Source organism: Cohnella thermotolerans DSM 17683 (assembly GCF_000429825.1).
GTDB lineage: Bacteria > Bacillota > Bacilli > Paenibacillales > Paenibacillaceae > Cohnella > Cohnella thermotolerans.
In genome coordinates this window covers 99,405-113,644 of record NZ_KE386956.1, presented here as the reverse complement: position 1 = coordinate 113,644, position 14,240 = coordinate 99,405, and the positions used below count along the sequence as shown (strand labels likewise).

Genomic DNA, 14,240 nt, shown 5'->3' with positions numbered 1-14,240 from the left:
CACAATGTCCACATTTTCCACAAGATCACCCTGAAAAACTCATCCCCTTTTCATTTTACAGCCAGCCCCACTCCCCCAACGGTTTCCGCGTTTTGTCCACATTATGCACAACGGGTGTGAACAAGTTTGTCCACACCCGTTGTTATTAGGAAGCGATCCTTCCTAATCGAAGACGATGTCCCTAATAGAATCGACGATCCGGCCGGCGGCGGACAGATTCCGGTTGCCCGAGTTCGGGTTGCGGAAGCCGATGCACATCAGGCCCGGCAGTTGGCCGCCAAGACGCCGTTCCGCGGATCGCATGACGGGCTGGATTGCCGCGCTTCACGCCTCTCCCTTCAAACGGTCGAAGCCTTTGAATCTCGTTCCTTGATACGTTAAGCGGCCTACGTCCCCCTCTGCGATCAGGCCGAACTGATGGCCGGCGACTTGCAGCTCAACTCGGTCGCCTTCGGCGAATTCGAAGGTAACGTAATAATAATAATACGTTCTGGCGCTGGAATCTTCCGATCCGCCGCTCATCTCCGTTCGTTTGGCCACGACTTTGGACGTCTCCGTCAGCAGCGGCGAAGCGTTGTTCCGGGACCACCGGACAATGCCGCTGACGATGGCGTAAACGAGGGTCGCGGCAATAATCCCTGCAATGCCGAAGAAAAACAACTTGAAAACGATCGGCATATCTCGAAATAATCCCGCGAATCCCGGCTCTTCCCCGAACCCGTTCACGTTGCTTCCCCTCCTCTTCCCACTTCCTTTCTATCATCCCTTTTCAGGTAAATTCAGTCAACCGTTTCCTAGATCGATACGCTGCCAAAGGCCAGCGGTCGGATACGTACGGGTAAACGGACGAACGCCTGATCAGGACGCCTGCATAAAGAGCCTCTCGCGGCGAATCGTTGTTATGCGTATCAAGAAGGTCTAGGGGGACGACGCGCAGGGCCGGCTACGTTTGCACCGATAAATTGAGCAGACTCAGTCGTTTAACCTGCTCTTCCGATTCGAACTTCGGATCCGTGCAGACGACCTGACCTTTGTAAAGAATCCGTCCGTCTGACGCATCGGCTACTGCCGCTATGGGCATATCGTCGCTCTTCAAAAGAATGTAAATCCGATCGTCGTAAACTTGCGCGTCTTGAATGATGCCCCGGCCCAGCTTCTCGGCTGCCACCTCGACAGTGGCTTCTTTGCGCCCCGCCCTTAGATCGTACTGCGATAGAATGACTTGGTTGGTATCGTTCCGCAAAAAGATGAGCCGGTCTCCCTGCAAGTTGTACATGTACGCATGCGAATCCCCGTTCCCTGCGAATTGCGGCAGTTCCGTCAGTTCTCCCGAGCGATAGGTGTAGGCATAGAGTTTGGTGACGGACTGTTCCTTCGGAGCCGCGCTCGGATCGGAGGGCCCATCGCCCGGTTCGCCGCTTATAACCAGAACGGCATAATCATTAGGCTTGGACGGGATGCGATCGGAGAAGTCTTCAAGGAGCAGCGATCGATGGAGACCGGCATATTCCTCGAGCGGCAACGGACGGTCCCGGACGACTTGACCGCTTGCGGCATCGATGACGATATCGTGGAAACCGTCGACCCCGTATCCTCCTCCATCCCCCATCGAAAGCATCCTTGTCAATACATGAATGTCATTGCCAATCTTTTGAACGTCAAGCACGTTGACAGAATGATAGGCATCCTCTCCAGGTGCCGAAGCGGAGAAGCGGGTTCTCTTGCCCGTCGACAGCTCCAGCATATCGCACGCCCAACGGGCGCCCCGTTCCGGCTTCGTTATGGAGGCTTGAACGTAAACGAGCCAATCGCCGTCTTTATAAAACCCGTCCGGATTCCGCTTGGTCCTCATGAAATTCGGATATTCCCGCTGAAGATTGTCGATTTCCGAATGGCCGGATCGCCTCCAAAGAGAATTCCACCACTGTCCGACGAGCAATTGGTCGCTGGAATAACGGCTTCCGTTCACGCTCACGCTTAAGAACTTTGACCACATTCTGCCGCCGAAGGAACCGCTCAGTTCGAGCCCCTCCGCTTCTTGCGGATCTCCTTCAAGCGCGGTCAATTTATATTGGGGAAGACGCTCGTCCGCTCCGAAAGCGTAATAGCTGCCAAGCGCAACTACGACCAGCAGAACGAGAACGAGCGTAATCGAATAGCGCTTCATCATGATTTACCGTCTCTCCTATACTGTAATCTTCTTGGCGAGAAGGCGCCAACTCAACCAGATCGACGCGGCGGCGACGACCAGGCAGACGGCCAGCTCGATCGCGATCACTTCCTCCGGATACAAATAAGCGTCAGCTTGGTTCAATCCCAAGGCATACAACGGGTACAACACGGCGACGGCGCAGGCCGCGAGGTAAACAAACCCGTACAGAATGCCCGTTCGCCGATAGCTTCTCTCCAGCAGAATCGCGGCGAAGACGGCGAGAACGGCGATGATTCCAAACCCGTAACTGACCAGAAATTGCGTCCGGTCCAACGGAAGCAACCGTTTGAATACCTGGCTGGCGAGGATCGCATCGGTGAAAGGCGACGGCTCTCTTAGATCGGGCGCAACCGCCATGTTAAAAAGGATACGCTCGATCGGCAGCAACGCCAATTGGAACGAGATAAGACCGAAGACGAACAGGAGAATCGCCGTTAACTTCGACAAGAAAATATTTCTTCGCGCCGTCGGCAACGTGAGTAATCGATAGATGAACGTATCTCTCCCCAACCAATCTCTGTACCAGATCAGAAACACATAAAGCCCCAGGGTGGCGATGCTCAGCAAAATCGGCAAGGCAAACCAACGCTGCGTGCTGAAAATCGCCCAGGCAAACGACAGCTTCTCATCCGGGAAAAGAACACGATTCACGTTCGCCGCAACGCCTTCCGCCTGAATTTGGGCGACCTCGTTCCTGGATACCCAGAGCAACGCGGCGATTTGTACGATTGCCGTAACCGCCATGAGGCCGAACAATATGTAGCGAAACCGGTAAACTTCCAGATGAACGAGCTTGAAGTAACGGTTCAAGCGAGAAGCACCTCCCTCATAACGTCGACAACGGACTTGCCTTCCTCGTCGCGCACCCGTTCGCAATCGAACGACCGTACGACCGTTCCGCCCCGAAGCAGAATCGCCTTGTCGATGAGACGCTCGATCTCATCGACCTCATGCGTCGTCAGCAGAACCCCGCGGCTGCCGATAAGGCCGCTGGAGAAAATGCCGGCAAGGTTCTCCCTGCTGAACAGGTCGATCCCCGAGAACGGCTCGTCCATCAGCACATAATCCGAATCGGGCGCGAGCCCCAGCACGAGATTGAATTTGGCAGCCGTTCCTTTGGACAAATTGCCGACCCTCTCCTGCGCATCCAGACCGAAGAACGCCATGAGTTCACGAGCTCGCTCGGGGTTCCAGCTTCGATAGAAATCCTGCATAAACCGAAGCCCCTCCCACAACTTCATGTAGGGCGGAACCGTCAGCCGGTCGGGAATATAGGATACCTTCTCGTACGTTTCCTTGCCGACCGGACGACCGTCAATGCGTATCGTTCCCTCCTGAACCGGCGTGAGTCCCATAATCGCCTTGAGCACCGTCGACTTGCCCGCGCCGTTCAAGCCGATTAAGCATGCGATTTGCCCTTTCTCCACGGCAAAGCTCACCCCGTTCAATACATTCCGTCGTCTGTACCGCTTGCGCAGATTCGCAACCTCAATCATGACCTTCCCCTCCTTGTCCGCTCTGCTTATTCGCTTTGACTTCCGCGTATTTACGCCGCACGAGCTCCAACAGTTCGTCGAGCGGCACGTCAATGCTGCGCACGGATTCGAGAAACGCTTCGACGGCTCCTCCGATCAACTCCGAGCGAATCGATCGGAAAATCTCCGAATCCCGGGTAATGCGGCTTGGGGAATTTCCTTCCGTCACGATTAAGCGCTGCTCCTCCATTTCCTTATAAGCCTTCTGGGCCGTGTTGGGATTGATCTTCAGCGCGGCCGCGATCTCCCGTCTGGACGGAATGACCTGTCCAGGCTGCAGATCCCCCGTGGCGATCCTTTCCTTGAACAGCCGAACGACCTGCAAGTAAACGGGATCCCGGCTGTTGAACGCAACCTCGGCCCAGAGCTCGCCTTTTCTCATGTGTCATGACCTCGCCGTTTTTACGAGTGTGTGTACTAAGTGGTTCATACACTTCAAGTGTATTATGACCGTAATACACAAGTTTCGTCAATCCTTAAAAAGCGCATGTTCACGAAAACACTCAAATGCAGGCTTCCGGCTTTTGGAAAATTCTGAATCAACGATAACCTGCACCGGACCGCGTTTCTATTGACTAGCAAGTGCGGAATTGGCGTATCCAAAGCCGACTGAGGAGCGGGGATAAGGATATAAATGGAGAAAAAAGAGATATAGAGGGATTGGGAGGGGGAGCTGTCGCACGGCACAAAATAAAACCGAAGGCGAGAAGCCTTCGGTTGACAGACGTTCAATGCGAGACGGACCAGTCCTCCAGCGACAGCTGGGGCTCCGCCTTCAAGTCGAGCGTCCCGAACTCGCCGCGCCGCCACTTCAAATCTGCGGCGGCGGCGATCATGGCCGCGTTGTCGGTGCACAGCGACAATGGCGGAACGAGCAGCGGCAAGGCCGCTTCCGCGCAGAGCGCCGACAGGCGCTCCCGCAGCCCGCGGTTGGCCGCGACGCCGCCGCAAAGAAGCAGCTGGCGGACGCCGTATTCGGCCGCGGCCTTCATCGCTTTGGCGGTCACGACGTCGATGACCGATTCCTGGAACCCCCGGGCCAGCGCCGCGGCCCGGATCGGCTCGCCCTTCATGTTCGCGCGGTTGATCTCGGCGAGCACGGCCGACTTCAAACCGCTGAAGCTGAAGTCGTAACAATCCGGCTCCAGCCAGGCGCGGGGAAGCTCGATCTCCTCTCGCGCTTCCTGGGCAAGACGGTCGATATGAGGACCGCCGGGATAGGGCAAGGACAGCGCCCGCGCGACTTTGTCGTACGCTTCGCCGACGGCGTCGTCCCGCGTTCGGCCAATAATTTGGAAGCGGCCCTCGCTCGCAAGCAGCACCAGCTCGGTATGTCCGCCGGACACGACGAGCGCAAGCGCGGGGTATTCGATCTCGCCGACCAGCCGGTTGGCGTAAATGTGCCCCGCGATATGATGCGTGCCGATGAGCGGCACGTCCAGCGCGAGCGACAGGCTTTTGGCGGCGACGACGCCGACCAGCAGCGCGCCGACCAAGCCCGGGCCCTGCGTAACCGCGACGGCGTCGATGTCTCCGAGAGATACGCCCGCCTTCGCGACCGCTTCCTCGAGAATGACCGTTACGCTCTCGACGTGCTTGCGGGAAGCGATCTCCGGCACGACGCCGCCGAACCGGCGGTGTGTGTCGATCTGGCTGGAGACGACGTTGGACAATACTTCGCCGCCGTTGCGGACGACGGCCACGGAAGTCTCGTCGCAGCTGGTCTCGATGGCAAGAAGATGATAAGGACGAGTCATCGTTGTTCTCCTTCCGACGTTGCGGCGCTGTTCTCGCGGGTCCACACTTCCGGCTCTAAATCCGCCCACATGATGACCGCGTCCTCCTGATTGTCGGAGTAATAGCCCGGGCGAAGACCGGACGGAACGAAGCCGAACTTCCGGTACAGCCGCTGGGCCCGATCGTTGCTGACCCGGACCTCCAGCGTCATGCGGCGCGCGCCGAGCCAATGCGCGGTTCTCATCATTTCGGCGAGCAGCCTTTTGCCGTAACCGCAACCCTGATAGCGCTCCCGGATCGCGATATTGGTCACGTGCGCTTCGTCGACGATGAGCCACATGCCTCCGTAGCCGAGAATGGCGCCGTCCATTTCCATGACCAAATATTTGGCGAACATATTTTGCTTCAGTTCATTGTGGAAAGCTTCCTCCGTCCAAGGCGCGGCGAACACTTCCCGCTCGATCTCGACGATCGTTCCGATGTCGTCCGGCGTCATGCTTCTGAATTCCAGGCGGCCGACGTCCGGCTTCCGATTGGGCATCATTTGGCGATCTCCGTTCTGGCCTTCATAAGATTGACCTCCGCCTCGGTCAGTTGGGTATAGTTGGGGACGAAGCCGTGGATGTCGTCCCGCTCTCCGCGCCGAAATTTCCGTTCCGCGAGCAAGCCGACGGCCCCCGCCTCGATTGCGAAAGCCTCCGTGCGGAACGGAATCGTCCCCGCCCCGGCGGCAATCGCCTCCCGTTTGCCTTCCAGAAAGGAAGACTCGCCGACGAAATAAACGGCCTGCGGCCGTTCGCTATCGTCCGCATTGGCGGCGAGCTCCCGCAAAGAATCGCACCAGGCCGCGAGCGGACGGATGCCGTCCGCCTCCGCTCTCGCCCACTTCCCGTCCCGGTTCGCCGCGAACAGGGACGTGTACACTTGGCCGCGCCGTGCATCCATAACCGGAACGATCCACGCGGAACGTTCCGTATCGGGGCGTCCGGTCCATTGATGCCACGCCCCGAACGCCATCGCTTCGAGGCTGGAGACGCCGACAAGCGGCTTCTGCCAAGCCCAGGCCAGCGTTTTGGCGGCGGTCACCGCGATGCGCACGCCTGTATACGAGCCGGGCCCCCGGCCCACCGCGATGAAGTCGATTTGTTCCCGGCGCAATCCGGCTCTCGCCATCAGCTCGCGCAAATCGGAGACGACCCGGACGGAATGGTTCCGTTCTGTGAACGATTGCGAGCTGTCCCATACGCTGCCGTTGCGGGTAATCGCCGTCGCGAGCACGGCCGAGGACGTGTCCAGCGCGAGCGCCGTGCAGCCGCCTTCCATTTTCCCACTGTTGGTGCCGTTCACTCCGCCGTCTCCTCCTTTGCAATTTCGGTGATCCCCAGTTGGATGCACCATGCCTCATACCTTCCGCCAAGCGGACGGCATTCCACCGTTCGGGACGTCGGTCCCGTCGTCGTCAGCCGGATGTGAAGCCGCTCTTCCGGAAGCAGCGGCTCGATCAGGGATGCCCACTCCACGAGGGACACGCCGTCGCCTTCGAAATATTCCTCGAGGCCGAGCTCGTCCGCTTCATCCGGCCCGAGCCGGTACACGTCCATATGGTAAAAGGGAAGTCTTCCGCCCTCGTATTCTTTAATAATCGTAAATGTCGGGCTATTGACGACGCCCGGTACGCCGAGTCCGCCGGCGAACGCTTGCGCGAAGCGGGTTTTGCCGGCGCCCAGATCGCCGTCGAGCGCCAGCACGGCGCCGGGCTCGGCAAGGGCGGCAAGACGCGCCGCGAATCCGGCCGTGTCGGCCTCCGTGTCCGCCCGGAAGACGAACGTTCTCCCGGCGGAATCGCCGTTTCCGATGCTCATATACGGTCCCATCCTTTGCGGTTCTTAGCGCGGCAAGGGCTTATCCGCCTGCCGTCCGCTAAAATAGAGAAAATCCGCGTGCGGACAGGCATGCGTCCAAGCGCGGATGTGCGCATTGCGAGCGGGTTGCGGGATCGTCGGCGGCAGGCCGATCGCCGTCTTCATCGCACTTGCTTTCAATTTAATCTCCATTATATCGGCACAAGCCCGAACTTGCAAAAACGCAAGACGCGCAGCGCCGGCGGCCGAGGCCCCCGCTCGCTCGGCTGCATAACCGGCGGGCCGGGACCGCGCTAACGGGGCAACGCAATCCGCACCTTGTCGCCCGCGGCGATGACGCCCGGCAGCTCGACCGAGCAGACGATGCCCCTCCGCTGCTTCGCCGCCTTGACGAACCGGGCGGCCAGTTCCGGACGGCCGTACTGCGCCGCGATCTCCTTCCCCGGGGCGATGCAAGGCTCGTTCTCGCCCTCGCAAATGAGCGACGCGCCGGACTCGAACAGCAATCTGGCCCCCGGAGGAAGCAACGTCAGGCGTTCGAATCCCGCGAGCAAGACGTTGGCCCCCAGCCATTCCGGCAAAATGTTCTCCACGCCAAGCCGCTCGGCCACCTCCGCGTTGTCTTCGACGGACACAATGCTGATCTGCCTGCGATTGGCGATCATCGTTCCCCTCGGATACAGCTTCTGCCTCGAATCCGCGGGCCGCAGCAAGCCGTAATGCCGGTCGCCGGGAATGCCTCCCAGATCGACCGTAATGCGCTCTTGCGCATGAGTAACGAACGAATCGGGGTCGGGCGTCGTCAACACCGATTCCGTCCGGGCTTCGTAAACGTTCACTGCGTCATTCCTTCTTCCGCTTTTTGGATAAGGGAACTCCGTTCGGATGGAGCCCTCTATAGGTTTTCGTCGGCCCATTCCGAATTCCCTGCAATCGCTGTTGGCGAAACGATTGTACGCTCTCAACCCGGCTACAGCGCTTCCTTGTCCGACAGCGTCTCGCCAGCGGACAACAACGCGGCCCGATAAAAAGACAAAGGCTGCCCGAAGCCTGTTCGCTCCGAGGCAGCCTGTAAAGCGCCGTTGTATCCTGTTAGGATAAGTCAGCCGTTCTTGAGAACGTCGTGATCGACGTACCGCTCGCCGTTCAGCTCGCTGATGACGTTGATCGCCACTTTCGCGCCGTCGCCGGCGGTGACGATCGTATGCATGCTTACGCCCGCTACCGTGCCGGCCGCCCAGACGTTGTCCAGGCTCGTTTTGCCTTCGGGAGTGGCGTCGATGATCGTTTTGATTCTCGGCTCGGTGCCCGGCTTCGTCCGGATGCCGCTCGCTTCCGCGAAGTCGACGAACATGCCGGTCGCGATAATGACGTGGGTCGCCTCGTACGTGCCCGCATCCGTCTCGACCGTCAGAAAGCCGTCGCCGGCCGTTAGTTTGCCCGCCTTGGCCCGAACGAATTCGGCGCCGAACTTCTCCGCCTGCTTCTTGCCGGTCTCTACCAGATCGGGTCCCGAGATGGCCGGAGCCCCGTAATGGTTGTCCAACCACGCCCTCCTCGTGACGCTTTGATCGCTGTCGATCACAATCGTTTTTTTCCCCGCTTTGGCGGTGAAAATCGCCGCGCTCGCGCCCGCCGGACCTCCGCCGATAATCGCTACATCGTACATGCTCCCGTCTCCCTTCGTCGGTTTGTCTATCTCTTCCTAATTGTACCACTTCCTTTAAGCGCTATCAAAAAGGCAAGAAAGACGAGGCCGAAATGGCCCCGTCTTGCCGTTGCGTCAATGCCGCTTCTCTTCCAGGCGTTCCACCGATACCGTCTGCGTGTTGAGCGGATCGGATCCGATCTGTACGGTCGCCATTCCGTTCGCGGTGTCGACGTTCTCGATCCAGACCGGGCGGCCTTCCATCTCCACCTCGATCGTATCTTTCGACTCGTAAATTTGTTTGGCTCGCTGCACGTTCATTTTTCCCAATTCTCCTCCATCGTGTCCGTCGTCGTCTCTTCGATCCGCCCGTTATGAATCGTCACCTGGCCGCCGCCGAGCCCTTCGTTGATCATCCGGTCGATATCCATGTCGTACACGTCTTTCCCCTCGAAGAGGGAGTCGGTTTCGTTCGGATTGTCCATTCGTTCTGTCGCCTCCGCCCGGTGAAGTGGGTTTTCATCGTCAATATGCCCCCGGCAGATTGGAACCATGCATTCGGGGAACCCTAAGCCGCAAAGCGACTGCGCTCATACGCTCCGGCGGCTCGCGGGCATCCGGAGACAACGATACAACGGAAAGGAGCTTCGGCCCATGCATACGGTCTGGAAAGGCGCTATCAGTTTCGGTCTCGTCCACGTTCCCGTCAAAATGTTCACCGCCACCGAAGACAAAGACGTTCACCTGCGGTACATCCATAAGCCGTGCGGCACCCCCATCGCCTATACGCGCAGCTGTCCGCATTGCGAGAAGGCCGTGGAGTGGGAAGAAATTACGAAGGGCTACGAATATGAGAAAGGGCGCTTCGTGCTGTTCGACGAGCAGGAGCTCGAGGCGGTCAAGCCCGAGACGACGCGAACGATTCAGATTTTGGACTTCGTCGACCTGGAGGAGATCGACCCGATTTATTATCAGAAGACGTACTACTTGTCCCCCGATCAGGCGGGAGGCGGGGCGTACAATCTGCTTCTCGAGGCCATGCGCCAATCCGGGCGGATCGGCATCGCCAAAGTCGCGATTCGCAGCAAAAGCAGCCTCGCCGCCATCCGCGTGCTGGACAACTGCATCTGTATGGAGACGATGTTCTATCCGGACGAAATTCGGGGACTGCAGGGCGTTCCCAATCTGCCGCAGAACATTACGGTCAACGACCGGGAGCTGGCAATGGCGAAACTGCTTATCGATCAATTGTCCGCTCCTTTCGATCCGGAGAAGTACACCGACGATTATCGGATCGCTCTGCTGGACGCTATCCAGCGGAAAATTGCGGGCGAAGGCGCGGATGTCGTCACCGCTCCGGCTGCGGAACGGACGAACGTCATCGATCTGATGGCCGCGCTGCAGGCCAGCCTTGAGGCTGTCAAGCCTGCGGCCGGGGCTGCCGGCGGGGCGGCGGAGGAGGCGGGCAAGCGCAAGCCGGTCGTACGCGCGCCCGCGAAGGCGAAAGCGGCCGTGGGAGCCGAGCCGGCCGGAGGCGGCGGCAAGGCGGGAAGCGACGGCGGCACGACCAAGAAGCGGCGGACTTCGCGCGCTGCAGGTCCGAAGGATTCGGGGACTTGATCGGTTTTTCCCAGAGGTCTTCCAATATTTAATCAATGAATGGCCCTGCGATAGCTGCTAAAATGTGAAGTATTCCAAGGCCGAAGCCCGAATATGGGCGCGGGGGAACCAAGTTCGTGGGGTGAAGGCGCTCTGCAAGCGCCAGGGGTACTCTTTGACCCGAACCCGTCAGCTAACCTCGCAGGCCAGACAAAGGGAGGAATCTTCATTGTTTAAACGCAACAATCGCAGCGGTATCGGCAAGTTGGTTCTGTCCGGCTCTCTCGTATTGGCACTGTCCATTCCTGCGGCAGGCGCCGCATCGGCGGCCACGACCTCGACGTCGGCCAATAACCATGCCAAGACCTATTCCATTAATTGGTCGCAGTTGGCCAGCCAATACGGCATCGATTGGAATTCGCTGCTGCAGCAAATCCAGCAAGGCTTCGCGGGCAGCGATTCGGGCTGGACGAACGGCTATGGCTCCTCGAACGGTTCCGGTTCGGGATCGAACGCCGGCTCCGGCTATTGCGGCTCGAATACGGGCTCTAAGGCCGGTTCCGGTAAGACGAACGGCTCCGGTTCGGGATCGGGATCGACGGGCAATAGCGGTTCCACGTCGGGTTCCGGTTCTTCGGCAGGCGCCGGATCGTCGAAGGGCTCCGGTTCCAACGCCACGCAGTCCGATTTTGCCGCGCAAGTCGTCAATCTGGTTAACCAGGAACGCGCCAAAGCCGGCCTGAAAGCTTTGAAGACCGATTCGAAGCTGACTTCGGTTGCTCTGGCCAAAGCGAAGGACATGTACACGAACAACTATTTCGACCATAACTCGCCGACGTACGGCTCGCCGTTCGACATGATGAGGCAATTCGGCGTGACTTACAACTACGCGGGCGAGAACATCGCCAAAGGCCAGCCAAATCCGCAAGCCGTCATGAACGACTGGATGAACAGCTCCGGCCATCGCGCCAATATTTTGAACGGACACTACACGTCTATCGGCGTCGCCTACTATAACGGCGAATGGGTACAAGAATTCATAGGTTGACCTTATTTACCGGGTTGAGCTTAGCTCAGCCCGTTTTTTTTCTGCGCCAGCCGTTGCTTGTTGTAACCCGACATTAGCGGCTTACAGCTAACGCAAGTACAAATCCGCTTTATTCGTTAACTGATCAGGGTTCCTTTCCCGACAGAACGAAGAATCCCCTTCTGAACCATTCTTCTTAAGATCCTCCTTGTCGCATCTTCCTTAAACAAGAGGCACCGACAGGCTTCAGCCAGTGCGTGCGGCTCATCTGCAGCTGCTCGGCCGGATCGTTCTCCGACAGCAGCGTGCCCGGCAAATATTCGGTATATAGGCGGCGGCGAATCTCCTGGCAAATAGGCTATCTTTTGAACACCCCTACTTCAAAAAAGAAGGAAACGCTAACAGCAGCAAGCCGGCCGCGCCGTAGACCAAGCCGACGATCCGGTAAGGGAAGCGGGGATCGTCCGCCGTCTTGCCGAACAGGCCGAACGCCTTCAGCCATTGCCGGAACGCCTGCGGATGCAGGGCGGCGAACCAGGCCGAGCCGGTCCAAAAAACGAGAAACAGCGAGACGAGAGAAGAGGCGGAGGACAGAGGAAGGCCCATGAAGACGTACCTCCATTCGGATGGTGAGAAAGCTTCGTTAGAATTAAGCTATTCGGAACGTCTCCGGTTTGGTTCATGAAAATGCGCCTTGCCTATGCTTCCTTCACGGCGACTGCTAAAATGATAAAGACAGACGGTTCCCGGCCGGGAATCTTCGTCGTTCAACGATTTTCTCAACGATCTGCTGCGCTTCGGCAACTATCGCTGCAGCTCTTCGATCGGCCGGCTCAAATAACCGGCGGGCGTGCCGCTAGTTTTTCTTCCGGCTGCGTTTCTCCGCCATTTTCCGATTGATTCTCGCGATATCCTGAACGATCTTCATCGTTTTCTCCCGCGAAGATGGAAACTGGTTTTCACCCAATCTGAACTTGCCTCGCACTACTTTGTCCCGATTCACCGCTACGGCCCCTTTGATTGCTCTAGTAGAACTAGTATGAACGTAAATAGCGGCTTTAAAACGCAAATAAAAAGAGGAGCCCGCAGCTCCTCTTCGCGCGTACATTATCTGGCCCCCGCCAGCTTCATAAGCTTGTCCAAATTGCGCTCCTGCTTGGCTATCGTCTCGGTCATGCTGGAGACGAGCTCCTCCATCCGCTGGTGCCCGGCCAGGATGGCCACGCGGTTCTGCGCGCGCTGCGCCCGGATCCGGTCGATGTCGACCATAATTTCCTGCAGCCGCTGACTGTTCGTCTTGAGCCGGTCCGCGGAACGAACGTTACGCTTCGGCATGCCGAATCCCCTCCTTCTCCAGCAAACCGCGCTCTTCCAGATGGATGCAGATCCCCCGGATGAACCGGTACATTTCTTTCGATTCTATTATAGCATGGATCGACCGGTTTGTAGATTCAAAGTGAAAGTTATAGATGACGACCCGCTCCGACGGAAGCTCGATCCAATAGCTGGCTACGGTTCTGCCTTCCCGGTCGCTCGTCGCGTATTCGATCGTATTGTCGCTATGAACGAGCTTGACCGACGAATAGCGGGCATAGTTCGGATCGTCGAGGTGAATGGCGGGCGGCGTCTCCGTTGTGCCCTGCTCGCAGATCCGGTATAAAACGTCGCCTTCCAGCTCGAAGAGCGAAAAAGCCGTCAGAACGCGCAGATCGTTCGGGGTAAAAAGCTTCGGATCGGCCCGCCGGAGCCGGTAAATGACGTCGATGGCGGCGTTAAAGCCGTTCTCGTTCGCGCTCACTTGCTGGATGAGAAGCTCGATTTTGCGGTTCAGCAGATCGATTTGCATATCGGCGGTTCGCAAATTCCGTTCGCTTCTCTCCAGCGAGGCTTTGAATTCCCGCGATTCCCGGCGAAGCTGTTCGTTGATCGCCTGATGCTCGCGGATCAAATGATCAAGCGAATGCTCGTTGTACAGAAGCTCGACCCACTTGGCGACCGTGCCGAACGTATGCTTGTTCTCCTTCAAATAATTGAGGAACATGAAATATTCCTTCGGGCGGAACAGCTTATACGCGCTCGAATTGAAATAAGGATCGCCGGGCGTCAGCATGCGGGTCAGGTTGCTCTTGAGCGAGCCGGCGACGGCGGCGGCGAGGAGAACGATGCCGGCGAGCCATTGCCAGTCGTCGAAGCCCCGAATCCAGGCAAGCGCCGCGTTGCCCGCGATCGCGACGAGCCACGCCGACCACAACGTGGCCCGGCTGGAGAAGAAGGCGACGGTCTTCTGGATGCTGTCCTCCGGCATTCTCTTGTATTTGATGCCGAGCAGCGACCGGGCCAGCCAAACCCCGACCCAGCCGGAGGCGGGATACTGCTTCCTCGCTTCGAGCAGCACCGGGTCGAAATCCCGCTCGATCGTCTTCAGCCAACTGAGAAGCTCGATCCGATTGACGGCGTCTTCCGGACGTTGCCCGCTCATCGATTCCCACCCCCGGGATAGGCTCTTGTCGCTTATATCGTACCATATCTTGGACCGGCGGGCATACGGGATTTGTTGCGTTCAAACGAGCCGAAGCGAGTCAAACGGCAAATTGCGCGACGCCGGGATGGGCATACTGGA

Annotated in this window: 19 protein-coding genes and 1 riboswitch; of the genes, 2 read left to right on the top strand and 17 right to left on the bottom strand. The window is 58.4% G+C overall.

Annotated features, from left to right (window positions below):
- Positions 1–162 precede the first annotated feature (162 nt).
- The 14 genes from G485_RS30140 to G485_RS30510 all read right to left on the bottom strand — a co-directional run bounded on the left by G485_RS30140 (position 163) and on the right by G485_RS30510 (position 9,479).
- Positions 163–303, bottom strand: coding sequence for a hypothetical protein (locus tag G485_RS30140; RefSeq protein WP_156922502.1), 141 nt, complete (start codon positions 301–303; stop codon positions 163–165).
- Between the two features lie 21 nt (positions 304–324).
- The gene (locus G485_RS0119325; RefSeq protein ID WP_027093879.1) at positions 325–726 is read right to left on the bottom strand and encodes a DUF2500 domain-containing protein; all 402 of its coding nucleotides are present in this window, start codon (positions 724–726) and stop codon (positions 325–327) included.
- Between the two features lie 217 nt (positions 727–943).
- Positions 944–2,170 (bottom strand): hypothetical protein, encoded by a 1,227-nt coding sequence (locus tag G485_RS0119320; RefSeq protein WP_027093878.1) that lies wholly within the window; start codon positions 2,168–2,170, stop codon positions 944–946.
- Positions 2,171–2,185: 15 nt separating this feature from the next.
- Positions 2,186–3,022 (bottom strand): hypothetical protein, encoded by an 837-nt coding sequence (locus G485_RS0119315; protein WP_027093877.1) that lies wholly within the window; start codon positions 3,020–3,022, stop codon positions 2,186–2,188.
- A complete protein-coding gene (locus G485_RS0119310; RefSeq protein WP_027093876.1) occupies positions 3,019–3,708 on the bottom strand; it encodes an ABC transporter ATP-binding protein in 690 nt (229 codons plus the stop codon). Before G485_RS0119310 ends, G485_RS0119315 begins: the two co-directional genes overlap by 4 nt.
- Positions 3,701–4,129, bottom strand: coding sequence for a GntR family transcriptional regulator (locus G485_RS0119305; RefSeq protein ID WP_027093875.1), 429 nt, complete (start codon positions 4,127–4,129; stop codon positions 3,701–3,703). The genes G485_RS0119310 and G485_RS0119305 overlap by 8 nt, the downstream gene beginning before the upstream one ends.
- A gap of 346 nt (positions 4,130–4,475) precedes the next feature.
- Positions 4,476–5,504 (bottom strand): tRNA (adenosine(37)-N6)-threonylcarbamoyltransferase complex transferase subunit TsaD, encoded by a 1,029-nt coding sequence (tsaD, locus tag G485_RS0119300; RefSeq protein ID WP_027093874.1) that lies wholly within the window; start codon positions 5,502–5,504, stop codon positions 4,476–4,478.
- Positions 5,501–6,028 (bottom strand): ribosomal protein S18-alanine N-acetyltransferase, encoded by a 528-nt coding sequence (gene rimI / locus G485_RS0119295; protein WP_027093873.1) that lies wholly within the window; start codon positions 6,026–6,028, stop codon positions 5,501–5,503. Before rimI ends, tsaD begins: the two co-directional genes overlap by 4 nt.
- Positions 6,025–6,831, bottom strand: coding sequence for a tRNA (adenosine(37)-N6)-threonylcarbamoyltransferase complex dimerization subunit type 1 TsaB (gene tsaB, locus G485_RS0119290; protein WP_051318421.1), 807 nt, complete (start codon positions 6,829–6,831; stop codon positions 6,025–6,027). Before tsaB ends, rimI begins: the two co-directional genes overlap by 4 nt.
- A complete protein-coding gene (gene tsaE, locus G485_RS27380; RefSeq protein WP_051318420.1) occupies positions 6,828–7,346 on the bottom strand; it encodes a tRNA (adenosine(37)-N6)-threonylcarbamoyltransferase complex ATPase subunit type 1 TsaE in 519 nt (172 codons plus the stop codon). Before tsaE ends, tsaB begins: the two co-directional genes overlap by 4 nt.
- Positions 7,347–7,639: 293 nt before the next feature.
- Positions 7,640–8,185, bottom strand: a complete 546-nt coding sequence (locus G485_RS0119275; RefSeq protein WP_035157285.1) for an MOSC domain-containing protein — start codon at positions 8,183–8,185, stop codon at positions 7,640–7,642.
- A gap of 263 nt (positions 8,186–8,448) precedes the next feature.
- Positions 8,449–9,015 (bottom strand): FAD-dependent oxidoreductase, encoded by a 567-nt coding sequence (locus G485_RS0119270; protein WP_027093870.1) that lies wholly within the window; start codon positions 9,013–9,015, stop codon positions 8,449–8,451.
- A 114-nt stretch (positions 9,016–9,129) separates the two neighbouring features.
- Entirely contained in the window at positions 9,130–9,315 is a 186-nt protein-coding gene (locus G485_RS0119265) for an H-type small acid-soluble spore protein (protein WP_027093869.1), read from the bottom strand.
- Positions 9,312–9,479, bottom strand: a complete 168-nt coding sequence (locus tag G485_RS30510) for a hypothetical protein (protein WP_169732348.1) — start codon at positions 9,477–9,479, stop codon at positions 9,312–9,314. The genes G485_RS0119265 and G485_RS30510 overlap by 4 nt, the downstream gene beginning before the upstream one ends.
- Before the next feature lie 169 nt (positions 9,480–9,648).
- Between G485_RS30510 and ku the strand changes: the two genes are divergently transcribed.
- Positions 9,649–10,614, top strand: a complete 966-nt coding sequence (gene ku, locus G485_RS27375) for a non-homologous end joining protein Ku (RefSeq protein WP_084423399.1) — start codon at positions 9,649–9,651, stop codon at positions 10,612–10,614.
- Positions 10,615–10,682: 68 nt separating this feature from the next.
- Positions 10,683–10,816, top strand: a riboswitch (cyclic di-AMP (ydaO/yuaA leader).
- 6 nt (positions 10,817–10,822) lie between these two features.
- Positions 10,823–11,641, top strand: a complete 819-nt coding sequence (locus G485_RS29445) for a CAP domain-containing protein (RefSeq protein WP_027093868.1) — start codon at positions 10,823–10,825, stop codon at positions 11,639–11,641.
- A gap of 354 nt (positions 11,642–11,995) precedes the next feature.
- On the opposite strand, the gene G485_RS0119245 is transcribed toward G485_RS29445, so the two are convergent.
- From G485_RS0119245 to G485_RS0119230, 3 genes are all read right to left on the bottom strand, one after another.
- A complete protein-coding gene (locus G485_RS0119245) occupies positions 11,996–12,226 on the bottom strand; it encodes a hypothetical protein (RefSeq protein ID WP_027093867.1) in 231 nt (76 codons plus the stop codon).
- Positions 12,227–12,727: 501 nt separating this feature from the next.
- Positions 12,728–12,955 (bottom strand): hypothetical protein, encoded by a 228-nt coding sequence (locus G485_RS0119235; protein WP_027093866.1) that lies wholly within the window; start codon positions 12,953–12,955, stop codon positions 12,728–12,730.
- Positions 12,942–14,099 carry a hypothetical protein gene (locus G485_RS0119230; RefSeq protein ID WP_027093865.1) on the bottom strand — a complete coding sequence of 386 codons (1,158 nt, stop codon included), beginning with the start codon at positions 14,097–14,099 and terminating at the stop codon, positions 12,942–12,944. The genes G485_RS0119235 and G485_RS0119230 overlap by 14 nt, the downstream gene beginning before the upstream one ends.
- Positions 14,100–14,240 lie beyond the last annotated feature (141 nt).